This window comes from Mycolicibacterium mageritense (assembly GCF_010727475.1).
GTDB lineage: Bacteria > Actinomycetota > Actinomycetes > Mycobacteriales > Mycobacteriaceae > Mycobacterium > Mycobacterium mageritense.
On the sequence record NZ_AP022567.1, the window covers coordinates 7,478,028 to 7,499,778 of the forward strand.

General features: G+C 65.7%; 21 protein-coding genes and 3 pseudogenes. 5 read left to right on the plus strand and 19 right to left on the minus strand.

Features of this window, described 5'->3' with window-relative positions; translation table 11 throughout:
* Positions 1–271: 271 nt before the first annotated feature.
* The 8 genes and pseudogenes from G6N67_RS36180 to G6N67_RS36215 form a co-directional block, all read right to left on the minus strand.
* Positions 272–1,085 (minus strand): annotated as a pseudogene (locus G6N67_RS36180) (ExeA family protein).
* A pseudogene (locus G6N67_RS36185) lies at positions 1,082–2,575 on the minus strand (DDE-type integrase/transposase/recombinase). The pseudogenes G6N67_RS36180 and G6N67_RS36185 overlap by 4 nt, the downstream one beginning before the upstream one ends.
* Positions 2,576–2,698: 123 nt before the next feature.
* Positions 2,699–3,279: pseudogene (locus G6N67_RS39600) on the minus strand (helix-turn-helix domain-containing protein).
* Positions 3,280–3,471: 192 nt separating this feature from the next.
* Positions 3,472–4,563, minus strand: a complete 1,092-nt coding sequence (locus G6N67_RS36195) for a hypothetical protein (protein WP_036443270.1) — start codon at positions 4,561–4,563, stop codon at positions 3,472–3,474.
* An 11-nt stretch (positions 4,564–4,574) separates the two neighbouring features.
* Positions 4,575–4,742, minus strand: a complete 168-nt coding sequence (locus G6N67_RS36200) for a hypothetical protein (protein ID WP_163642441.1) — start codon at positions 4,740–4,742, stop codon at positions 4,575–4,577.
* Positions 4,743–4,785: 43 nt separating this feature from the next.
* The gene (locus tag G6N67_RS36205) at positions 4,786–5,169 is read right to left on the minus strand and encodes a hypothetical protein (protein ID WP_051579342.1); all 384 of its coding nucleotides are present in this window, start codon (positions 5,167–5,169) and stop codon (positions 4,786–4,788) included.
* Positions 5,170–5,230: 61 nt separating this feature from the next.
* Positions 5,231–5,551, minus strand: a complete 321-nt coding sequence (locus tag G6N67_RS36210; RefSeq protein ID WP_036443267.1) for a hypothetical protein — start codon at positions 5,549–5,551, stop codon at positions 5,231–5,233.
* 262 nt (positions 5,552–5,813) lie between these two features.
* Entirely contained in the window at positions 5,814–7,166 is a 1,353-nt protein-coding gene (locus tag G6N67_RS36215) for a HEPN domain-containing protein (protein ID WP_036443264.1), read from the minus strand.
* 251 nt (positions 7,167–7,417) lie between these two features.
* Here G6N67_RS36215 and G6N67_RS39010 point away from each other — a divergent pair, with 251 nt between their 5' ends.
* Positions 7,418–8,716 carry a pentapeptide repeat-containing protein gene (locus tag G6N67_RS39010; protein WP_051579341.1) on the plus strand — a complete coding sequence of 433 codons (1,299 nt, stop codon included), beginning with the start codon at positions 7,418–7,420 and terminating at the stop codon, positions 8,714–8,716.
* Positions 8,717–8,769: 53 nt separating this feature from the next.
* Here the strand turns inward: G6N67_RS39010 and G6N67_RS36225 are convergent, their stop codons facing one another.
* Complete coding sequence (locus G6N67_RS36225) at positions 8,770–9,198, minus strand: Aca2/YdiL-like domain-containing protein (protein ID WP_036443261.1); 429 nt, start codon at positions 9,196–9,198, stop codon at positions 8,770–8,772.
* Positions 9,195–9,341, minus strand: coding sequence for a hypothetical protein (locus G6N67_RS36230; RefSeq protein ID WP_163642443.1), 147 nt, complete (start codon positions 9,339–9,341; stop codon positions 9,195–9,197). Before G6N67_RS36230 ends, G6N67_RS36225 begins: the two co-directional genes overlap by 4 nt.
* Before the next feature lie 326 nt (positions 9,342–9,667).
* On the opposite strand from G6N67_RS36230, the gene G6N67_RS36235 reads away from it, so the two are divergent.
* Positions 9,668–10,297, plus strand: coding sequence for a recombinase family protein (locus G6N67_RS36235; RefSeq protein WP_063835204.1), 630 nt, complete (start codon positions 9,668–9,670; stop codon positions 10,295–10,297).
* A 715-nt stretch (positions 10,298–11,012) separates the two neighbouring features.
* Here G6N67_RS36235 and G6N67_RS36240 read toward each other — a convergent pair.
* From G6N67_RS36240 to G6N67_RS36255, 4 genes are all read right to left on the minus strand, one after another.
* Entirely contained in the window at positions 11,013–11,210 is a 198-nt protein-coding gene (locus tag G6N67_RS36240; RefSeq protein WP_036443254.1) for an excisionase family DNA-binding protein, read from the minus strand.
* 224 nt (positions 11,211–11,434) lie between these two features.
* A complete protein-coding gene (locus G6N67_RS36245) occupies positions 11,435–11,902 on the minus strand; it encodes a hypothetical protein (RefSeq protein ID WP_036443251.1) in 468 nt (155 codons plus the stop codon).
* A 174-nt stretch (positions 11,903–12,076) separates the two neighbouring features.
* Positions 12,077–12,940 (minus strand): chymotrypsin family serine protease, encoded by an 864-nt coding sequence (locus G6N67_RS36250; RefSeq protein WP_051579340.1) that lies wholly within the window; start codon positions 12,938–12,940, stop codon positions 12,077–12,079.
* A 45-nt stretch (positions 12,941–12,985) separates the two neighbouring features.
* Positions 12,986–13,504 carry a hypothetical protein gene (locus tag G6N67_RS36255; RefSeq protein ID WP_036443243.1) on the minus strand — a complete coding sequence of 173 codons (519 nt, stop codon included), beginning with the start codon at positions 13,502–13,504 and terminating at the stop codon, positions 12,986–12,988.
* Positions 13,505–13,926: 422 nt separating this feature from the next.
* Here G6N67_RS36255 and G6N67_RS36260 point away from each other — a divergent pair, with 422 nt between their 5' ends.
* The 3 genes from G6N67_RS36260 to G6N67_RS36270 all read left to right on the plus strand — a co-directional run bounded on the left by G6N67_RS36260 (position 13,927) and on the right by G6N67_RS36270 (position 16,636).
* Complete coding sequence (locus G6N67_RS36260) at positions 13,927–14,574, plus strand: hypothetical protein (protein ID WP_036443241.1); 648 nt, start codon at positions 13,927–13,929, stop codon at positions 14,572–14,574.
* Between the two features lie 293 nt (positions 14,575–14,867).
* Positions 14,868–15,677, plus strand: coding sequence for a TIGR02391 family protein (locus G6N67_RS36265; protein ID WP_036443239.1), 810 nt, complete (start codon positions 14,868–14,870; stop codon positions 15,675–15,677).
* An 8-nt stretch (positions 15,678–15,685) separates the two neighbouring features.
* Complete coding sequence (locus G6N67_RS36270) at positions 15,686–16,636, plus strand: hypothetical protein (RefSeq protein WP_036443237.1); 951 nt, start codon at positions 15,686–15,688, stop codon at positions 16,634–16,636.
* Between the two features lie 31 nt (positions 16,637–16,667).
* On the opposite strand, the gene G6N67_RS36275 is transcribed toward G6N67_RS36270, so the two are convergent.
* The 5 genes from G6N67_RS36275 to G6N67_RS36295 form a co-directional block, all read right to left on the minus strand.
* Entirely contained in the window at positions 16,668–16,847 is a 180-nt protein-coding gene (locus G6N67_RS36275; protein ID WP_179976785.1) for a hypothetical protein, read from the minus strand.
* Positions 16,848–16,933: 86 nt separating this feature from the next.
* On the minus strand, positions 16,934–20,293 hold the full coding sequence (locus G6N67_RS36280; protein ID WP_036443232.1) for an NACHT domain-containing protein: 3,360 nt from the start codon (positions 20,291–20,293) through the stop codon (positions 16,934–16,936).
* A gap of 130 nt (positions 20,294–20,423) precedes the next feature.
* On the minus strand, positions 20,424–20,720 hold the full coding sequence (locus tag G6N67_RS36285; protein WP_131524894.1) for a hypothetical protein: 297 nt from the start codon (positions 20,718–20,720) through the stop codon (positions 20,424–20,426).
* Positions 20,721–20,867: 147 nt separating this feature from the next.
* Positions 20,868–21,023 (minus strand): hypothetical protein, encoded by a 156-nt coding sequence (locus tag G6N67_RS36290; protein ID WP_163642051.1) that lies wholly within the window; start codon positions 21,021–21,023, stop codon positions 20,868–20,870.
* Between the two features lie 17 nt (positions 21,024–21,040).
* Positions 21,041–21,667 (minus strand): hypothetical protein, encoded by a 627-nt coding sequence (locus tag G6N67_RS36295; protein ID WP_131524892.1) that lies wholly within the window; start codon positions 21,665–21,667, stop codon positions 21,041–21,043.
* Between the last annotated feature and the right edge of the window lie 84 nt (positions 21,668–21,751).

The window sequence follows — 21,751 nt, forward strand, 5'->3', positions numbered from 1 at the left end:
CGAGTGGGCCAGCAGTTGAGCAGCAGCGGACGTGGAGGCTCCGATACCCAGAGTTCCCAATCCGATGGAGCACGCACGTCTGAGCGATTTGTCTTTAGCCTTCGCGGTTGTTGCCCGTCATTGAGCGTGACGATGTTGTCGTCATCGGTGGTGATGATGACGGATCGATGAGAACAGCCCCGCTCGGTGTTTTGAGCGGGGCTGTGGTGGTCTCGGTGACGGGATCGTCGCCGCGGTGATGCAGTGGTGGTCTCGGTGGTGGGAGTCTGGTTCAGTCTGAGGCTGTTTCGCTGATGGCGATGCGGGCAGCTTTCTCCCCGACGATGGAATGACCGGCAGCGAACGCGGCAGTCAGCGCGTGCAAGGCGAGGTTGTTGACCGCTCGTGGGTGTCCGCGTGAGGCGTTGTGAATCAGGGTGACGGCATCCTCGGCGAACAGGGTGTCGGAGCGGCCGGCGATCTTGGTGTGATGGCTGATGTAGTCGGCGGTGTCAGCTGGACTCATGCCGGGCAGGGTGTAGCGCACGGCGATGCGCTGATCCAACGCGGCAAGGACACCGAGGCGTAGCCGGTGCCGCAGGGTGGTTGGCCGACCAGCACGACGGCGAACGGTGACCCGGAGTCCATGTCGTGATTGGTCAACAATCGGATCGCTTCGAGCTGATGGTTGTCGAGCAGATGGGCTTCATCGACGACGAGCACGGGGTTGCGGCCGCGTTCGGCGTGTTCAGCGGCCAGGGCGTCCGCGGCCTGGGGTGCGAGGCGGGCGGTGTGAAAGACCGGGTGTGTCCGAGGGCGGCCACGATGTGGGTGAGCATGCCGCGGACTCCGATGGTGGGGTTGGCCAGGTAGATGATGACGTGCCGGGCGGGGTCCAGGGCGGTCGCGGCGGCGCGGATGGCCACGGTTTTGCCGGCGCCGACTTCACCGGTGATGACCCCGATCGCGCACTGATTGACACACCAGCCGATGCGGGCGATCGCTTCGCTGTGGCCGGGGTGGCGGTGCAGCATCGACGGAGCTAGATTCCGCCCGAACGGCATCCGGGAGAAACCCCAATGCGATTGCAGCCGTTCAATACTCATGCCGACACCCCATCTTCATGAGCAGCGTTGCCGGGGTCGAGGTCGGTGATGGAGAGCTGGCCAGGAATCTGAGCATGGTCGCCAGGGGCGTCGATAGTGCGGTCAGTGCGAGGGCCGTAGAGGGCGTGATAGCCGATACGTTCATCCTGGCGCAGCTGCTCATGATGGGCAGCGGCAGTCAACGCCAGATAGTCGATCCCCGTCACCGCCGGCGCAGGTCCTGAGTCAACGGTCTCGGGCCGGGCTTTCGGATGGGCATGGCGGGTGATGGTGTGAGCGATCGCGGCGCCGAAACTCTGATCCCGGTAGCGGACCTCGATCGTTTCCAGATCGAACGGGGGAGAACACCAACTCCACCCGGCGCCCGGCCAGGGCCGGGGTCGACCCGGTAGGTGTTGGAGTGCAGCGAGACCGTGGCGGTTTTGGTCACCGTGCGGAACTCCGACCACAAGAACGCCTCAGTCAAATCCGCAGCAGTCGGCAACGCCGGCAGCCCGCCGAGCCGATCCCAGCCGTCCTCCCACCGAGCCAGCGGCGGCGCTTCGGTCTCGGAGTGGGTGCGGCGGTGGTATTCGGTCTCGACCCAGGCCATGAACAGCCGGTTGAGCTCCAACAACGCCCCGCGGTGATCCACCCGGCCGCGGCGAGGCCCCGCTGCTGGTGTCGGTGACCTCGACGAGGAACTGTTCACGCACGGTGCGGAAGAACCGTTCGATCTTGCCGCGGCCCTGCGGGCGACCGGGCGCGGAATGCACCAGCCGGATACCGAGTTTCGCGCACGCCCGCAGCAACCACGCATCCACGAACGCGGACCCGTTGTCGACATAGATCGAGGCGGGAACTCCGCGGGCGGCCAACGCCGGCTTCAACGCCGCCGCCAGGCGCACGGTGTCTTCGGCGAACCCGAAGCGGTGCCCGACCACCAGCCGAGAGTGGTCGTCGAGGAACGCGAACAGGTAGGTTTTGCGGTCCCCGACCCGCGGGCCGTGCAGGGCATCGCCGACCCACAGTTCATTCGGGTCGGGGGCTTCGAACCGGCCGAACACCTCACCTGCCGCGCCGGTGGCCGGGCCCATCAGTTCGCTGCGGTGGAAGTGGCGCAGCAGGGTCGATTCCGAGGGTGCCCACCCGGTCGCGGTGCGCAGGATCCGGGCCACCTGGGCGGCGGTGCGGGCCGGGTTCTCCCGTTTCAGCGAGGCGGCCAGCTCCAACACCTGCTCATCGGTGCGGGTGGCCAACCGCCGCGGCTCAGGGACCAGTGCCTCGAAGCCGCCAGCCCGGTAACGGCGGATCCAGCGATCCAAGGTCGCCCGCGCCACCTGCACCTGACTGCCGAACGGGTCGATATGGCGGCGCTCGGCGATCTCGCGGACCAGTCTGCCGCGCTGCTTGGTCGACAACCCCGCCTCCAGTGCAGGGCAGATCAACTGATAGCGGAACAACCCGATCGCGTGGGCCCGCTCCCGACGCTTGTGCTCTTCCAATGACACCGCAGTGTCCTCCTCGCATGCTCGGCGGCCCTGCCCGAAACCGTTGCCGGGCAGGTTCCTTGGCGAGGATCACCGATCACGGCGCGTCGCGTCAGGGGCAACTGGTGTTGCGTGCACCCCGCGTCATGCCGGTGACCAGTCCGGCGCCAGCAGCCGCCCGCCGCTGACCGCCACCATCACCAGGTGCGGCGTCACCACGCCCAGCACCCCCGCCGGGCCGAACCTCTGACCGATCGCCGCAGCGGCGGTGATTATCGCGGCCACCAGATCACGCCAGCCGCAGCCGAACCCCTGCGGGACCGGCACGTCTATTCCGGTGCGCATCGCGACCTGGATGAACCACGCCCGCACTGACTCCACACGCCCGGCCACCCGGCGCAGCCATCCGCGCACCGTGGTCGCTGGCACCCTCAGATTCTCCGCGATTCGGCGATGCCCAAAGCCGTCGGCTCGCTGCACCAACGCATTCCAAATCGTCTGTGCGCCATACCCTCTACGCGCAAACATCATCACCGGCAGCAGCACGTCACCAGACACGACCGGCAACGCCCCGTCGCGGACGCACCGCGCCAGCTACGCCGCGGATGCGGCGGGCCGGCAAATCCCCAGCCGCCCAGCACACCGTCGGCGCAGGACGGGCACCCGATCTCGCCGGCAGCCAGCCGGGACTCGACGGAAACCAGATCAGCCTCTACCGTCACCACGAGTGCCTCCGTGCACTACAGCGCGGCACCCTGCGAGCCCGCCAAGACTTCAGCGGGGTGCCGCGCGACCCATCAGTACGTCCTCACCCTGACGGTGCACACCAACACCAGCAACCGCACGAGAATCCGGCGCCTCACATCAGCAACCTCAATGACGAATAACTACCCCGTGGTCGTCATGCTGAGAGACGGTCAACACGCGGTGAGTTCGGATGCCGCGCTTCGCAATTCGGTGGCGAAGTGCTCGCGTGCGGAAACCGGACTGCGCCCGGCATCCAACGCGATCGAGTACGAGTTCAGCGCGCGATTGAGATTAGTGCGCCACGCCGTGAAAGCGTCGCCGGTGCGTATGTCGACGACGTCATCGAAGGTGATCGCAGAGGCATTCAGCAACGGTAAGCCGACGGTTGCCAACATCCCCAGGTGCTCGCCCTGAGCCTCGGGTCCTTCTGTGAGTCTGGTGTGATGTCGTAACTGGTCGGCGCAGTCCTCGATCAGGACTTCGAAAAGACGCCTCTCCAACCGGCTGGTCAGGTACAGATCGGCCCCCGATCGGATAGCGTTGGCAAGCTGCCACGAAACCTCCATGAGCGCCCGCGCAAACGCCTCGACCGCCGCCAGAGGGTCGGCCGTCGGCAGATCTGAACCGCGGACGCCACAGCTGCTCAGGAACTGTCGGACTTTCTCCGGATACAGCCTCTGCTCTACGGGAGGTCGATCGCTGATCCAGTAGCCCTCCTCGATCAAATCGGTGATCACCTTCAACCCAGGGCCGAGATTGAAAGGTTCGATCCAGCTCTGCCGTTCAGCGGTGTGCAGTGACGGATGTATCGGCGAAACCTTGACGACCTCGCTGTCGATGAGCGGTTCGATCGTGCCGAGCCGGGCAGCTACTCGATGCAGGTCTTCGCTGCGAGGATGGAGAACCGGCCGATCATCGACGTCAAAGAATATGCGGCGTAGTGGATCGGCGAGCACAACCCCGTTGCAGGCAACAAGGTGTGTAGCAAGCTCGTCACGTACGTTCTTCGACTGACCGTTCCAGGTGGGCCGCGCAGTGGCCGGGAAGTTGCGCAGAACAACCAGACCGTCTTGATCGTCATGGTGACTGATCAACGGCCAAAGCTCCGACGAGGAATGAGTGCAGACCTGCTCGTGACGTTGCCACTCGTGGTACACGGCGCGCAACGACTCGATTTCGGCGGATCCGAGCGCGCCGCCATTGACGAACTCTGATGGCCGCCTGCCAAGAGCGAGAGTGAAGACATCGGTGATGTACCGCACACGCTGGAGTCTTACAGACGAGGCATGAGCTGACCGCCCAATGCGGGTTCACCCTCCAAGACGCCCGCCGTCAGCCGCGGCGCGATGGAGTCCGCGCCCTCCGCATCCACGGCGTGGGGCCGATCGAGGCTCGATCGGCCACCCGGCGTCAGATCGGACAACGCCGATGCGCGATTCATCAGCTCCTGGACCGCACACGCGATTCCGAACGGTCCTGGAAGATCACTCCCCCGGAGCCGGCACGGGCGGCGACTCCCCGGTTCTTGCCATGTCTCGCAGCACCTCGGCCACGAGCGACTTGATACCAGTCAGCGCCTCGTCGGGGGTGTCCGCCAGGTACGACAGAGCTGGGAACTCGATTGCGAGGCCGACGAACTCGCCGTCCTCGTCCGACCACTCAGCCGAGTACCGATAGTGCGCCGGCAGCCGCCCCTCGGGGCCGTGCACGTCCGGGCAGTCGGCGATACAGCACCCACACCACGTGTACTTGGCGAGTGTCGGGTCGCCTGGATCCTCGCTGCGGATCGACGGTTCCGCACATCGGCCATCGGCCGTGGCGTGCTCTTCCGGGCAGGCGCAGAGCTCCGATGCGGCGGTGTCGGTCATGGTGCGGGAAGCATGGCACGGCGCACCGACAGGCCGCGAGGGAGTTTCACACGAAGACATGTCAGTCGCACGGTTCTCGGCGGCACCACCACGGAGCCGACGCCCAGGCACCCCGCTCCACAGTGACCGCGCGGAAGCGTTCGTCGAGCCGGTGCACCTCGACCCGGAGCCGGTGAGCATGCTTGCCGCGGCGGCGGACGAGTGCTTCCAAGCGATCACGGGCATCGTCGTAGATCACATAGTCGCAGCACGGGCATCCGGACGGGACGTAGCCGGTTGTCCGGTGGATGCGTTCGACTCGCTCGACCTCCAGCCGCCACAGGGCGAGGTACCGCAGAGCTGCGCCGTCTTTCCGAGGACGACGGGGACGGTGCCGGTTCACCGGCGTGGAAGGGAAATCCCCTTCTGTTCAAGATGTGTCATGTACGGCGCCGTGACGTGGCGCAATCGGTGAGACGGGACACGAACCCGATCAGCGTACAGCGATGGGGCCCGATGTCCGGGTCTCACCCTATCGGTGGTCGCTGAGCATGCCGGTGCAGTATCAGTTGCGTATGGGCGGAGCGGGCGCGGTCGCGGAAACGGTGTGGTGACGGCAGACCTTGCTCGACCTTGGCCGCTTCGTCGGCAAGTGCATCCTGGCATCAGCCGAGTAGAACGGCAGCACTCCTCTCAGCGCCATTTTTGTATTGCGTCAGCAAGTCTGGGTGGGACTGCATCACCGTACGCAGCAGCTCGATGGAGATGGGTACCGCCTTGGCCGCGGTCGCGTAAACCTGCGAAGGGGTCAGCTTCCTGAACTTCTCATTCCCGTGGACAATGTCACTGCGCAGGGTGTAGATCTTCTTGAACTCTTCCCAGCGGTCGCGCCGTTCCGCCTCCGCTGTTGCAAGGACGCGCGCCATCGCCATCGTGATCCTCATCGTGGATTCCTGTGGCGCACCGAAAATGTTCTCCCACACGATGATTGCGTCGATTAATGTGTCCTCGGGGCGAGGCTTGACCTCGGACACTGCGCGCAGCAGACGAGTGATCGCGATGGGGATGTTGTCGTAGAACGTCCACGTGCGTTGCATCCATTCAGTCCAGAGATCCACATCAGCTTCGGAGAGCTGATTTGGGAAAATCTGCGACCGGCGGCTGTTTGCGAACCTGACGCTACATCCGAAGCCTTCCAGCGGGTCGACCTCAGACCGCCACGTTTCGACCAGGCTGCCGTGTGTCACGACCTGGGCCAGGGCGAGACCTGACCGGATACAGTCAACCGGCTTGACGTTGACGTGGTTGTCGGCTGCTGTCGGATCGAGCTGGGTGGGCCACGGCTCCCGGTTGGCGAGGTCGGCCCCTACAACGTAGTCCGCGAAGCGCATCACGCAGGGCAGGTCGAACTCGGCCACCAAATCACCACGGTAACTGACCGATACCGCGTTACCGGCGGAATCGGTTGTCTGCACCTCTCCATCGCTGTCCGGATGCGGCATCGACGGGAAGTCTTGCTCCTCGGCGCGTCTGATCCGACACCACGGCAAAACGATCTCGCTGCGGCTCTCGGGGAGTTTCACGCCGGCGAGGCCGACCTTGACCGGCGTCATCACCGTTCCCCCACTGGCAGCCTTGCGTAGGAGGTCGAGGCACTCGCCGACCTCGGCAACGAACTGCTCCGCCGTGGGAGTCGCCCGAAGCTTCTGCTGGCACACCAACCACGCTGCCTCGCATAGCGTCCCGCCCAAATTGAACGGATTTACTACCCCGATGCCGCCAACGGATCGATACACAAACCGATCCTTGGTACTACCTGTGGGTGGGAACAGCTTCACCAGACCTGCATCACGGTGGACCAGTTCGCCGAGGTCGTTCCATTTCGGGAACGACATGTACCCATACATGAGCAACGGTGTCGGCTGACCCGGGACAAGCGACATGTTTTCTCGCTTCACCGGATACGCCCAGTTCGCGAACTCGGCCAGCACGTCCTTCAGCGGATCAGCGGGTGCCACGCCAACAATGCTGCCATGCGGCTCGGCGGTGGGCGGTATCAGCGCCCGGTGTCCAGGTCGTGCTTGTCGACCGGCCACGCAGACAGATCCCAGCCGAAGCCGCCCGCACCCATCCAACTGGACATGTCGAACTGCAAATTCACGTCTCCCGATACGTCGCGGCGGGGTACTTTCTGGCGCAGGCAGCGGGATCCACTCGGAGGGCACAGTGATCGTCACGGCAACCGCACACGCTGGGGGTGAATGACGCCATGGCCGTTTTCTTCCGCGTCCTCGCCATCGCACTCGGAGTGGCAGCCGCCTCCGTCGTCTTGTGGCGGGTGTCCGCCTCCTGCGGCCCGTTCATCGGGTTGCTCGCCGTCAGCCCGTGGTTCGTGGCCTGGGTTGTGAGCGAAGTGATTCGGGAAGATCGTCGCTCAGCACCGGAACACCCCGCCATGAATGTGGCCGGAGCGAAACACGTGGGCCTTCGGACCTGGTTCAGAATTTCGATCTGGATATCTGTCGTCGCAACCGGTCTCGCGATCACATTGGTGATCTCGATGCTGCATTGGGAATGGGTCACCACTCGGATCGGCGGAGCACTAGCCCCTACAGTGACCGTTGTGGTGGCAGCGATCGGATCCGCCGGCGCAGCTCGTACCGTTCTGGCACAGGCAGACAACGCCGAGCGCATCCGTATCGACGACGACGAAGAGCTTCTCTGGAAGCGCTTCGAGAGCGGGGCCAAACAGCTCGCTGACGACCACTTCGCGATCATGGCCGCCGGCGTCTATTCACTCGCCAATCTGGCTGACGACTGGATTCGCCACTACCAACGCCTTCGGGGGATCGGCGTAACGAACCGCGTCGAGGACACCGAGTCGGCCACGATTGTCGAGTTGCTCTGCGCCCACCTGCGCCGTCGGGCTGATCGTAAAGACGGACTCTCAGAACCAGACCGACTCGAAGCAGAGCTGGTCAATGAAGCCATCATCGGCCAGTTCCAGACTCACCTTCGGATGTCCACGTCGGACAACGAAGAGGACGGCATGTGGGTTGGCAGATTCACGGTGGACTTGCGTTACACCGATCTATCCGAAAACAACTGGCCACAAATCGATCTCCGCCACGCCATGCTTCGAGGCGCAGACCTGTACTCGGCGGACCTCTCGTCAGCGGACATCTCGCACGCCAACCTGGGCAGATCCGACCTTCGCGGCGCTGACCTGAGCGGCGCGACCTACGACGACGAGACGAATTTCGACTTGGCAATCTGCGACGACGCGACCAAATGGCCCGATCCCGACTTTCAGGTCGTAGGGTTGTCCGCCGCTGTCTCGTTCACCGTCAACCAAACCGAAATCCTAGGCTGCACCGTACTGCGCCGTGCAGGCCGACCAGACCGCCCCGTTTGGCGGGTGCCCACAGGGCTCCCCCATCGACAAGAAAGACCGGCCACCATGTCGGACACCGCCACTCCCACCTCGACGGATCCGGTTGCCCCCGCCGCACTTTCACAGCAGAACGCACGGGCTTCGTTACTGATCTGGACATCGACCGAGCGCTGACTCGCGACCAGCGGCGTCCGGCCGCCGGCACCGGGTATGTTCGCGTGGACCGGTTAAGGTCGCGGATCCTCCGGCGCCCAGCTGACCACCGCCCGTCCGTCGAGCTCCTCGACCAGCACGGCCAGCATCGCGTTGTGCAGACCGATCCCGCCGGTGAACCCGGGATGCACCCGGTCCAGCTGTTCCTGCGAGCGGTACCGCACCAGCGACACCACCGCGGCTTCGCCGTCGCCCGTATCGAACTCAGCGTCCAGATCCTCCAGCGTGTCGAGGATGTCGGCGACGCGGGAGGCCTTCTCCGACAGCAGGTGATCGAGCAGCGCGTACACGTCATCCTTGATCTCGGCGCCCGAGTCCGGGGACTCCCAGTTCTGCCACGTCCGCAACGACACCCCCGCCAGGTCGGCGGCGGCCTGCAGGGTCAGGCCAGCGGCTTCGCGCATGGTGCGCAGGTGCGCGGAACCCAGGCTGGGGGCCGTCATGCCGCGACCGCCTGCGCATTGGCAGTGGCCACCAGGCGGTAGAACATGCCGTCACCGATACAGAACGTGGGGTCCCGATCGATCCGGGGCAGCGCGCGGATCGCGGTGTCGAGGCCCATCTGACGCTCGATGCGCGACCGCATCTCCCGATGGGTAATCCGCTCCCATCTGGATTGCGTAAAGTACGCAACGGGTTCAGGGTGAACGCCCTTGAGGCAGTGCATGTTTAGTAACGTGCATCTGAACATGCAACTGGCACAGTGCGTTTCCGTCACGGCGGTGGCCAGCAAGGGACCGACAACCGGACACCCACTCGCCGATGTCCGATTCTCACAAACGCTCGGATGCCGGAGTGGTGAGACGCCGAGACGCGACCTGGCGTTCGCTGTTGCAGAACCTGTCTCAAAACTGCAGCCCCGCAACGCGTCTCGCAACTCAACATGTCCGCCGATTCTGATAAACCGGAGTCATGGACCAGAACCCGACCGAATCCGCCGCTGGCCGTCGCCTCGGCTACGCCCGCATCAGCACCGACGAGCAGGATGAGGCTTTGCAGATCCGGGCACTCGAGGCCGCGGGGATCGACGCGCTCTACATCGACCACGGCGTGAGCGGGGCCAAGACGTCCCGGCCACGTCTGGATGCGATGCTAGCCGACCTCCGACGCGGTGACACCGTCGTCGTCTACAGCTTGTCGCGACTGTCCCGGGGCACGACGCATCTGATGGAACTGTCGGAGAGGTTCGAGCACGACGGCATCACCCTGGTGAGCCGAACTGAGCAGATCGACACCAGCACCGCGATGGGCCGCTTCTTCTACACGGTGCTCGCCGCGCAGGCCGCGATGGAACGAGAGCTGCTCATCGAACGGACCCGTGCCGGACTGGAAGCCGCACGGGCGGCGGGGCGCTATGGAGGCCGGCCGGCGAAGCTGACCGCCGATCAGAAGCGGCACGCGGTGCTTCTGCGAAACGGTGGCATCGCCGTCGACGAGATCGCGAAGTCGCTCGGCGCGTCGCGAGCCACGGTGTACCGCGCCCTGGCTGAGGGGAAGCGGAGCTCAGCCCGTCGAGCACGTCGTCGTACTCCGTCTCGGTGACGATCCACCGGAGCTCGTTCAACAGCACGTCGGTGTCTTCGCGGGCACGCTGCCGGCGGGCGACCGTGGCGCTCCATTCCACGTCGGTGATGCTCGGCTGATCACCCCGCAGCTGCTGCACCATCGAGGTGAACTCGCGATCCTCATTCTCCAAAGCCATCGTGTCCACCAACGCCACCGGCGTGATTCCGCGCAGCTTGGCCCCGAACGTGACGGCATCGATCGGCGTGACCGGCTCGAAGTCGAACTCGGCACAGAACTCAGCGGCAAACGGCTGCGCCTTGCCCTCGAGACGCTGCTCGCAGCCGGCGATGTGCACCTGAAACTCCGCGGTGCCGCCCCGACCGCCGCCGGGGCAGCTGCACGCGGCCTTGACCGCAGCAGGCGCGAAGCCGTGATCCGGGATGTAAGGGGCCCAAGCCTCGGGGGTAGCCGGAGTTGCGGTGGGAGCGGCCGAGGCGGCGGCCATCGCTGCGACATGCTCGGCGGTGAGAGGCGTTGCAGCGACGTGGTATTCAACCGACACCTGCTCGGCAGGGTGGGCGGCGAGACTCCCCACGGTGAGAGGCTGCGACGTGTCGCCGTTTGCAGCGTGGGGTTGATCGGGTACAGTCATGTCTAGCTCCTTCGTGGGGAGTACAGGCGAATAGCTAAATGAGAAGGTCGGCGTTCCAGCGCCGGCCTTTTCGCTATTCCGGGGTGGGGTCTTGCAGGATCAGGCGAACGAAGCGGTGCTGGAACGGTATTCGTCGATCCAGCTGCGCTTGATCCGGTAGCCACGGGTGCCGGCCTTCACGGCCCGCAGCTTCTTGGTACGGATCAGCCGACGCACCGTCTCGGCGCAGCATTCCATGTCAACTGCGGTCGCGGTGACGTCCAGCTCCTCGTCAGGGTTCAGGGTCTTGGCGATCATCAGGTTTCACTCCTCGCGTCTTCTTCTTGTGGTGTTGCATCAAGTCTTGTGGCGTTGCATTAAGTAGTACCACAGTATCTGGCGAATCAGCCCCTCAGATGCATCGATCACGGCGACGAATATCGTTGTGCTGCACCATTATTCTCTAGAACCGAGAATGATCAGATGTAGGCAGCACTGCACTACAGGCCGAATCAGTCAGTGGCGCAGCGGTTCTCGCACTTTCAGGAGTGGATGCGACCCGCCTCCATCACGATGTCCGGCCACATCGCCTCGAGCAGGGTCAGCACGGAGAACGCCTCCGTCTCCTCGCCCTCGTGGTCGATGCGAGCGATGTCCTCTACGTACGTGGTCACCTCGTCAGGGCTCAGTCCCCTCAGCTCCGCAGTCGTGCGGTTGCCGGTCAGCGTCAACGCCATATGCAGCTCGTCGCAGGTGAACCCCAGCCGGGCCATCACCTTCAACGCCGCCCGCTGACGCGCCTCCTCCAACGCAGCATCGGTGCCGTTCAGGAGCGCAGCCCGTGCCTGTCGTGACGACTCCTGCACGTCGCTGATGGCGTCAGCGGCGATCGTGTCCCCCGCCGCGGTCAGCATCGTGCGCACAGCCACCAGGGTCTTGACGTCGATGCCGGCAACAGGGGCGTTCGTGGCGTCGGCATATACGGTTCGCGGCGTCGTCTCACTCGTCACGGTCCCGCTCCTCGTCCTGGTACTGGTCGCCGTCATCGCGGATGTCTTCGTCGTCGTACGGATCAGTCATGGCTGGCACCCCATCACCTCGCATCCGCCGACGCCGACCACGGCGCGAGACAGCAACAGGGGCAGCCCCTGTTCGGGACCGCCCCTGTCACCCCCACCACCCGGCTACGACGCTGCCGCCGTACTCCACCTCTTGTCGCCGCGCACCGACTGCGCGGCCACCGAATCCGTCATCACTTCCGCACGCAGACGCCCCAGCTGCGGATCCAAAAACGTCGGCACGGCCCGCGACTCATCCGCCGCGTCGTTACCCGAGTAGATCCCGATCAGATGCGCCCGCCCCGCGTTGTCCACCAGGAAGGTCGGGCCGCCGCTGTCCCCGCCGTTGTGTTCAGAACTGCTGCGGCGGAACAGGATCTGCGACCCGCTCACCGACACGGCCGGGCCGCACACCACTCGCTGCGTGGTCGCCCCGACGAAGCAGACAGGCGACCCCACAGAGACAAGCGACCGGACCCCCGCCACGGTCAGCGCACCCGCCACCGGCCAGCCCGCGATACGCGGCGACGCGGCCGGCCCCCAGATGCTGGCACCGTCCATCGCCGTGTTCTCGACCCACGACTGGGAGCCGGTCGCACGGTCCGCTACAGCCAATGGAACGCTCCCGCCACCGCCGTCCGTCGCCAGCTCCATCATGGTTGGCGCGTTGTCGTTCAGGCAGTGACCGGCCGTGAGGAAACCGCTCCCGTACCCGCCTTCGCGGCGCACAGCCGGGCCGAGCGAGCACATCTTCTGCGTCCCATCCGTGCCGGTGTGCAGGATGCGGACACCCGGTGCCGGCGTGAAACCGAACGGTGCGTAGCTGCCCTGCCCATCGACGTTCACCCACTCGGGCGCGGCCACCCGCACCGGTGCCGACGTGGAGGCCGCTGCGGCCGGGGTGACACGCACCGGCTTCTCCGGCGCACCGCACGCGGACAGAGCAGCGGTGGCGGCGACCAGGGCGATCACGGCGAGTTTCACGTTCATGCACTGAGCGTGTCAGAAAGTGTTGCGGCACTCCAGTTTTGAGTGTCACGTCCCTCGAGGCGGTGACGCGGTTCCCGTCGACGACAGTTGTGACGGAGTGGGCTCGTTCTCCCTTTGCGAGCCGTCGGAGGCCGCTCGCTTCGCGGACCGACTCACGAAAGCCGCTAACAGCGCCTGCAGCCAGGCCACCGCGGCGGCGCCACCGATGCCGAGCGCGATGCCCGACCAGAAGATGTGCGTCGAATCTTCCCGCAGGACACTCTCCCGCACGCCTGTGAAGGGAACCGCACCGAGGCTGACCTCCGAAGGGTCGGGCGGATACGCCTTGCGCCAACCGACCATCGACGGAACGTTGCCGCCCGTAGCGCTCGGCTGTTGGCTCCACCTGACGCCACCCGGATCGGATAGGAACGCGTTCACGAACAAGTTGTACGAGGGTGTGTGCGCCGGCTGGTTGGCGGTCACGGGTGGCGCGGGAAAGAGGACCATCGGTAGCTGCACCGCGAGACGGGTTCGAGTTCCCGCCAGAGCGACCCCGTTGATGCCGCTGAGGAGCATGGTCATCCGCAACGAGAGCACCCGCTGCCATCAGAAGTGCCGGCGGGCGGCGGGCGGCGCGGATGGCGTCCGGGTAGTCCGTATCCAGCACCGTCTGGGTTCTCCAGCCGCGGGCACTCCATAGCTGCACGTCATCCGCAGCGGCATCGCGGTCCGGTTCCGGTATGGCCCGCAGGTGCTCAGCCCACAGCTGGTCTGCAGATCCGCAATCCAGCAGCTCGTTACCGAGATCGGCGAGCGTGAGCGTCGGCGGTAGGGGGCGCGCATCAGGGCGACGACGGTGGCAGCCGCTGAATACTCCATGCGCCACCTCCCGCTCCTGTCAGCCGCAGCGTAGAGGTCGGGGCTGACAGTTTCCGGTCACCAACCGCCCGCGAACATGCAGCAGGCGCGATCGAGAACTCCAGCTGGGAGGCCATAATCTGACGGTGTCGGTTCCAACACCCAGCACTCCGCCCCTGGCGCAGTGGATCACCACCGCCCGTCTCGATAACAGATTCGCGCGCGACCACCACGCCCCGGAGCAGCTGTACCTCTGGTCCATGAACCTGAGCGCCGCGATGATGTACGACCTATCCCACTTCGAAGTCATCGTCCGCAATGCTCTTGACCAGGCGATACAGAACAAGACGCGAGGCGATGATCCGTGGTTCGAGGTTCATCTCAAGCGCGACCCCGACTTCCAGAATGAAGTGTCCGAAGCCGTCAAGACCGCGATCACCCGTGCGCGAAAAGGGAAGCGCACGCGCACACGGGATGATGTGGTGGCCGCCTTCCCCTTCGGCTTCTGGGCGAACCTCCTCAGACCCAAGAACGAAGCCGAGATCTGGGGGCGCGTCAAGTCCGTCGTCCGGACACCCCAAGGGGCGAAGAAGGAGCGAGCTCCCTTCTTCGAAGCACTCCACGACCTGACGCAGATCCGGAACGACTGTGCGCACTGCCGAATCGCCTCGACTCACGACGCCGTCGCGATGCAAAGACACATGACCGCGGTCGAGCCGCTGCTGCCGGAGGGTTCGTTCGAGTGGATGCGGCAGAGGTGGAAGACTCCGGCTGTGCTGGAGGCCAGGCCGTGAGCTGCAGCTTTCCCAAAAGTGGTAACGGGTGGTAGCATCGGTGCTCGTCAGGTCGGACCCCGATAAAGACGTAGGAGTTAGTCCCTCCTCGGTACATCACCCAGACCTGAAAGAAGTACCCAGGACCGCAAACTGTACAAGAACCCCGCGCCGATCGGCGCGGGGTTCTTTGCTGTCCGGGGTACAGCCGGTCATCGCCCCGCGGGGCACGACGGACAGCAACCGACTTCACCGGGGACGTCCACACCGCGGCAGGGCACCGCGTTGTCGGCACCGATCGCTAACCTGCTGCGATGGCAGCCAGCACCATCGCACCGTTCGGCCACGGCTCGATCGAGAACATCGCCAGGATCATCGGAGAGCTGTACACCGGCCCCGAGCTGACACGGATCCTTGCGTCGGTGGGGATGCCGGACCCACTCGGCGAAGGCCAGACGAAGTGGAAACGCCTCGCCGCAAGCATGCAGGAGAAGCAGTTCTCGCAGCGGGACGGCCGGCCGATCCTCGCCGTCATTACCGCGGCGATGAAGCCCGACACGATCTGGGACCGCCAGGCCAAAGCCGCGGTGGCCCGCGACGAGTTGACCCAGGTGCTGTCACTGTCGGGCTACCGAGTGCGCGAGGACGGGCGCATCGGCTCCGCCACGAAGGCGGCCACAGCCTCGGAAGCGTCCGCCCGCAGCGAGCGTCTACGTACCCTCCTGACCGAACGCGGCGCGCACCCCGAGGTGATCCGCCACTGCCGTCCCGAACTGCTCAAGGTCGACTTCTACGAGGCCGTATTCGAGGCCGTCAAGGGACTTGGAGCACGGCTGCGGGAGAAGTCGAAGCTGGATCAGGACGGCCGCCCGCTGGTGCAGGCCACGTTGCAGGGAAAGTCGCCGCGCATCCTCCTCACCCCGTGCACCACCGACACCGAGCGCAACGAACAGGCCGGCGTCGCTCTACTCGCCGAAGGTGTCTTCGCCGCGTTCCGGAACCCCGCTGCCCACGAACCGAAACTGGACTGGCAGATGTCCGAGCAGGACGCGCTCGACGTGCTGGGAACCCTGTCGATGATCCACCGGCGGCTCGACGGAGCCCGCTTGAACGAGGGGCGGTAACCCGAGTTATGGACATCTTGAACGAGACTCAACGTCGCCTTCTCACCTACATCTACGCCGTCAACAGCGGAGGGTATTCGCCGACGCCGGAGGAGGTCACGGAGTGGGTGCTGCGGCCTGATCCAATCCGCGGCAAGGTGACGCGCCGGGTCGTCAAGTCACCGAGTGCAGCCGCTGCGCTGGGCGCACTACCGAACATCTCAGAGTCCCCCGCTGTGAAGAAGATGATGGAATCGCTGAACCAGGACTTGGCGAAGTCGATGCAGCCGTTCATGGAGCACCTGCGCGCGACGCAACCGAGGATCGACTTCGCGACACTGTTCCCCGCTGAGCGGGTGATCGAGGAGCGCGAACCGGACGAGACCTTGATCGAACAGGCGCAGCGGCTCCGATGGATCGAGCCGTCGGCCACGGGAGCCGGTCTGGTCCTCTCCGGTCTCGGCCGTGCACTTCTGCCCAATGATGCCGACCTGACCACCGCCTCGGAGATCACGGTGCTCGACGGTAACGATCCACTTGCGTGGGGTGCCCTCGTAGCGACCATCGCTGATGCCGGCGCGTGCGTCATCGTCGATCCCTACTTGAAGCCGGAGCAGTTCCTCGAGATCGCGAAGTTCACCGGCACCACCCGCGTCGTCCTGCGCCGCCCCAACAGTGCGAATGGACTGATCCCATGGCAGATGTACCAGGCGCTCCCGGATGTGGAAGTTGAAGTGCGCGTGGCCGATCCACGACTTCTGCATGACCGCTACATCGTGGGTGAGACAGCGGTGTACCAGCTCGGCTGCTCATTCAACGGAGCCGGGCGCAAACCCACCACGTTGGTTCCGCTCACCGGACCGGTCGCCGACTTCGCCCGCAATCACGTCGCGGAACTGTGGGATTCAGCCGAGCCAGTGGGCGATCCGCCCCTCGAGGAGGAACCCGAACCCGACGACACGGCGCCGTCGGACGAGTAGCACCGGTCAGCTTGCGGGATCTGATCAAAACCTATGCGGACCAGTCACCCGGCGGTGCCACGGTCCGGTCCCGATGCGCCGCCCACGTGCTCATCCACACCTGATCCACAGATCCGTTGTCCAGCAACGCGTCTCCGAGATCAGCTGCGGTCAGTGTCTTCGGCATGTCACGCATCAGCGCGACGACAGTCGTGGCAGCTGAATACGTCATGCGCCACACCTCCGCTGCGCAAGCGTAGGGGTGACCTCCGACCGGTTCCGATCATCGACCTTCCCGGAACACGCAGTGGCGCGCGGCTACCGGTAACTGGGCTCGGTGTCGACCTTGAGCCACTTCGCCGATCTGGCGACGCTGAGGAGCGAAGGCTGCGGTGTCGGCGCATAGCGAGGTACCGGACCGCGGCGCCTGTCCTCGGTCGGCCCCGACACGCGGAGTTTGTTCAGCGCAGCCAGGTCGACGTCGGCAGTGTCGCCCGTCACAGGGCGCTTCGTCAGCCAACCGAACCGCGCGATCTGCCCCGCCGCCCGCAGGACCGTCCGCCGCCGCTCCCCCGGAAGCTGTGCCAGAACCTCAGTCAGTTCGGGCAGCAGCTGGGATACGACCCCGCCAGACGCGGTGGACCACAGAGCCAATGCCCACTCCGCTCGGGTTCGATCGTCGTCGGCGCCTTCCAACTGCTCACGCCACCAGCCGGCGTTGCTGCTGTTGGCGCGGGCCTGGGCAAGGAGTTCCGATGGGTGGCTTGCGCTTCCGAACGCAGTGGCACCAGCGCGCTTCGTGTACGCGAGCCGGAACGGTGACGCGGCGGCGATGATCGCGATCTCGGAGGCGAGCCAGCAGGGCCCGGCGTGCTCGTACAGCGCAGACGCCGTGTTCGCCCACGGGAACGTGCTGCCCTTGTGCCCGCTCTTGAACGCGCGCTGCTTGCCGATGGACTCGTAGGGCGATCCGGACATCCTGAGCTGGCTGATCGCTTCGGTCCGTCGCCGCCTGGTTCGGTCATTGCCCGCCACGAATCCGGTCTCCGAGTTCGTGAGGAAGTCGCCGGGGGCCAATGTGACCGCGACCTGTGCGGGCATGGAGCGAGTCGACGTGACGCGGGGGCACTCGCCGCCCAGCACGGCTTCGAGCAGTGCTGTCTCCAGCGCGCTTCCGGGCTCCGCGGCGAGGCCCGTGCTGAGGAAGAGTTCTGCCGCACCATCGGTCAGGTCCATGTCCTCGAACGACGCGGTGATCCCGGCGCCGGCCTCGTACCAGGCCCCGATCGTGAGCCACGCGTTCTGATCGACGGTGCCCACGGCCCCGGTGAGCTGCTCATACCACCACGCTGCGAAAGCGCCACGTTTGTTCAACAGCTCACGGACCACCCGCACCCGCCTCCGGTTCGCCCTGTCCGTCGGATCGTTGCGGATCAGGGACGTCAGGCGCACCCATGTGGGATCGGCGCCGTCCGCCGCTGGGAGATCCGGCAACTCGGGCAGCGCCACGATGTCGCGACGGTCGAGCGCGGCGAGCAGGATCGAGATCCCCGCGTCCGAACAGAGTGCGGTCAGAACCTTCCGGCCTTCGTAGGGGCGGCGCTGGAACACACCGTCGGTGAGCAGTGCCCACGCGGCCAAGAACGAGGCGGGCGACGTGTTCTGCGACAGCTCGGCCTCGATCCCGGCGGTCAGCGGGTAGATGCTGTTGCCCTTCGCGTTGCCCCCGTAGAACCTGGCGGTATTGAGCCAGTACGGGCGACGCAGCAGCTCCCTGAGCACCGTGGCGTTGTCGAGATCGGGGTTGTCCTCGCCGGCGTAGTGGAAGAGGAACCGCGCGGCGAAGTACTCCCGCAGCGAGAGGACCTCGAACTCGTAGGTGCCGTCGATCTTGCTGGTCAACGCCCAGAGTCGGTCGCTGGCCCCTTCGAAGAGCTGGTCGACGACCGACTCGCGGTTTCCGTATGTCCGCTGGAAGTGGCGCATCGCCGCCTTGAGCTCGTCGACGGTCATGCGGCCGTTGATCTGCGACTCCTCGGTTTTCGCGTGGAGGTACCAGCCGAGGAACGGGATGATCTCGAGGAGCTCTTCCTTGTGGTCGCGGACTGCCTTGGGGTGCTTATTCGCCTCGCGGGCGAGCAGAAGATCCACGTACTTGTCGTAGAGGTCGGTCCGCTGGGTGGGCGTCGCGGCTCCCTGCTGGTGCAGCAGGTCCAGCAGGATCGTCAGCTGCATCGGGTTGCCGGCGAGCTCATGGATGTACGGCTCGCGGCTCTTCTCGTTGAAGCTCTTGCGCAGCGCTCGACCGTCCGTGCTGTGGATCCCTCGGACCGCACACCACTTGCGCAGGTAGTCGGCCCGCTGCTCGCCCGTGAGCTGGTTGAGGGTGACGATCTCGAACAGATCCGGCGACGGCTCCGGCAGTTCCCCCGCGCTGGGACGGGTCGTGACGACGACCTTGGGCGGGTCGGTGTACGCCTTGCCGCGGCCGACGAACTTGTCGATCGCTTTGACCACCCGGTCGCGAACCGTGGCACTACCAACCTCGTCGAGTCCGTCGAGGACGACGAGACTGGGAACCCGTTCGAAGATGTCCTGCACCGTCTTCGCGTCGACGCCGACTCCGCCGCTCTCATGCGTCATCAAGTCCGCGAGGAAGCACTCGATAGTCGCCTGTTCGCCCTTGCGCGACTTCACCTTCCGTTTCCGGTCGTCGGACTGGTCCCAGACGTCGCTCCCGGCGAGCCAGAGCGCGTAGTCGCTCAGGTCCAGCCGAATCGGGAACCGCGGCCGACCCAGCTCGGGTAGTGAGTCCGGGCGGTCCGACTCCGGGATAAAGGCGGCACGATGCGCCTGGCAGACGTACTGGCTCAGGGTCGACTTCCCCTGCCCCGGAGCGCCGCGGACCAACGTGAACGGCGCGGGGGCGCGGAGCAGATAGGTGGCAGCCCCGCCGAGAGTGTCCGGCACGTGCGGTCTCATGCGACCGTTCGACGGCGTGTGAACCCGGTCGGCGGTGACGTCGACGAAGAGGTCAACCACCTGCTCACGGTCCACGTCGGACTGGCTGAACTTGACGCGCCGGTCGTCTTCCCATTGCGCAGCCGCAACCTTGCGGATCAGGTCACGGTGGGCCTTGTCCTTGCCTCCTCCGACCTGCTCGGCGACGAGGTACCGGACGAGGTCCCATCCAGCCAACATGTCGGCGTAGGCCCACTTCGTCTCGGTCGGCGCGTTGTCCACCCATGGATCCAGCGCCTCGCGCCAGATCGGGGTCATCTGGTCGAAACCGAAGTTCTTCGCGTGCTCTTCGAGCTTCTTGTTCAGCCGGTCGAACGTGCCGGACTCCGGCTTGGCGGTGCTGCCGACGTTGGTGACCAGGACGTAGTTGCGCACACCCTGCTCGGCGAGGCGACGCAGGCTCGCCTCCTCCGACTTCACGACGCTATCCAGCCAACTGACGGGATCCTTCTCCTTCCCGTTCACCGACCACTTGACCTGGTAGACCATCACCTTCGAGGCGTCCAGCTTGCGCAGACCGTCACGGCCTCCGTCGGCCTGCCGCAGCGCCATCGGAATGTAGTTCGGGAACTGGTTCGCCAGCAGCGCGCTGACGAGCTGTTGGAAGTCGTGGTCGCCCAGGCGCTCGTAGAGGTACCGATGTCGACTCTCGGGCACGGACGGACTCCCTCACTTCCAACCCGAGCGCGTTGCGGGTGACGCCGGGATCTCGAATGCTGCTGATCCATTCAACCCGCCGCCGCCGACGGGATCGCGCACCTGCCGCACCGTGCCGCAGGTGGCGCAGTCACTCCTGCCACTCTCCCGCGTTCCACTCGCGAACCTGACCGCGCAACTCGGCACGCACCGCCGCGCGGCGTACTTCCGGGCGCGAGTGCCAGTGGCACATCGAGCATGAGCACCAGTTGTGGCCGGTGTAGGTCCACTCCCATCGGCAGCGGCCAGGACCGGCGGTCCAGCCGGCTTCGAGATCGGGAAGGGAGCAGAGCGCGGGATCGCCGGCGCAGAGGTGCACTGCGTGGTGGGCGACCTCACCGCGGAGCATGCGGACGGCGAAGGGGGCGTGAGCATCGGTACGGGACACGGCGGATCCTCGGAACGGGGCAGCCCCACCCGAATCCGCAATCGCCGCGGGGGTGGGGCTACAGCGGGTTCCGAAGACCGCCGGCCGAACTAGCTCGCATGGATCGGGAGGCTAGTCGGCGGGGGTGACACCGCTGAGGCGAACGGTTCACCGCGACCAACCGCGCACGAAGCGATTGCCGATCTGCAGCGTCACCATGACGCCGTACGCGGCCCACAACCACCACGGAACGCCGAGCACCACGAACGTGGCTCCGGTACCGGCGGTGGCGACCAGGTCATAGTTGCGTCGCAGAAGATCCATCGAGGTGATCATCCCTCTCACGTCGGTGATGCGGTGGGAGACTGGGCAATTCGCCAGCTCCGCCGACAGACCGCATCAAGAGCCGTCCCCGATCTGCCCGTGTCCCTCGAGTGCGTGGTACCCGCGGACGCCGTGAAGCCCGCGTTCCAGTCGCCCCACTCGAACTGGAAGTCGTCGCCGACGAACATCACAGCCTGCATGGTACGTCGGCGAGCCGAATCGATGGCCACCGCGAACACCTCACTTACCAACGCCGTATCCCACTGCGCCTCAACCCCGACCACCACGCGGTCGGCTTGCGGGCGAGCTTGGCCGACCCTGATCAGCAGCTGCCGCGGATCCAGACCTGTGTAGGTCTTGAACTCCACCAGCAGCCCGCTCACGGCGGCGTCGGGTGAGCGCAGACCGGCGAGCGGCCGCGACGGCAGGGCGATGACGTTGTGTCCTTGGCGCGCGAGGCAACGCGCGATCCAGTGCTCCTGGTGGTCGAACGTCGCCAGGGATTCGTCGACGTAGCCGGTGTGTCCACCCGTCCAGGAGTCCTTCTCGTGCACGGCAAGGGCGTCGGTGAGCGCGTCCTGATCGCCGCCGGCGACCCACGCCGCGACGTCGCGCGCGCGGGGACTCTGGGCGATCCGAAGCACGGAGCGATCCTGGCATCGGGGTACGACAACCGACGGTGCTCGGACTGCGGGAGCCACGATTCGCCGCGGCCGTGTCGGCACGCC

What these genes read in the sequence shown, in the direction of transcription:
- G6N67_RS36275 (WP_179976785.1), bottom strand. Translation starts at nt 16,847, where the DNA reads ATGACGTATTCAGCTGCCACGACTGTCGTCGCGCTGATGCGTGACATG.
- G6N67_RS36200 (WP_163642441.1), bottom strand. Translation starts at nt 4,742, where the DNA reads ATGAATCGCGCATCGGCGTTGTCCGATCTGACGCCGGGTGGCCGATCG.
- G6N67_RS36265 (WP_036443239.1), top strand. Translation starts at nt 14,868, where the DNA reads ATGGCAGCCAGCACCATCGCACCGTTCGGCCACGGCTCGATCGAGAAC.
- G6N67_RS36255 (WP_036443243.1), bottom strand. Translation starts at nt 13,504, where the DNA reads ATGACCATGCTCCTCAGCGGCATCAACGGGGTCGCTCTGGCGGGAACT.
- G6N67_RS36205 (WP_051579342.1), bottom strand. Translation starts at nt 5,169, where the DNA reads ATGACCGACACCGCCGCATCGGAGCTCTGCGCCTGCCCGGAAGAGCAC.
- G6N67_RS36250 (WP_051579340.1), bottom strand. Translation starts at nt 12,940, where the DNA reads ATGAACGTGAAACTCGCCGTGATCGCCCTGGTCGCCGCCACCGCTGCT.
- G6N67_RS36225 (WP_036443261.1), bottom strand. Translation starts at nt 9,198, where the DNA reads ATGACGGCCCCCAGCCTGGGTTCCGCGCACCTGCGCACCATGCGCGAA.
- G6N67_RS36240 (WP_036443254.1), bottom strand. Translation starts at nt 11,210, where the DNA reads ATGATCGCCAAGACCCTGAACCCTGACGAGGAGCTGGACGTCACCGCG.
- G6N67_RS39010 (WP_051579341.1), top strand. Translation starts at nt 7,418, where the DNA reads ATGGCCGTTTTCTTCCGCGTCCTCGCCATCGCACTCGGAGTGGCAGCC.
- G6N67_RS36235 (WP_063835204.1), top strand. Translation starts at nt 9,668, where the DNA reads ATGGACCAGAACCCGACCGAATCCGCCGCTGGCCGTCGCCTCGGCTAC.
- G6N67_RS36230 (WP_163642443.1), bottom strand. Translation starts at nt 9,341, where the DNA reads ATGCGGTCGCGCATCGAGCGTCAGATGGGCCTCGACACCGCGATCCGC.
- G6N67_RS36290 (WP_163642051.1), bottom strand. Translation starts at nt 21,023, where the DNA reads ATGGATCTTCTGCGACGCAACTATGACCTGGTCGCCACCGCCGGTACC.
- G6N67_RS36270 (WP_036443237.1), top strand. Translation starts at nt 15,686, where the DNA reads ATGGACATCTTGAACGAGACTCAACGTCGCCTTCTCACCTACATCTAC.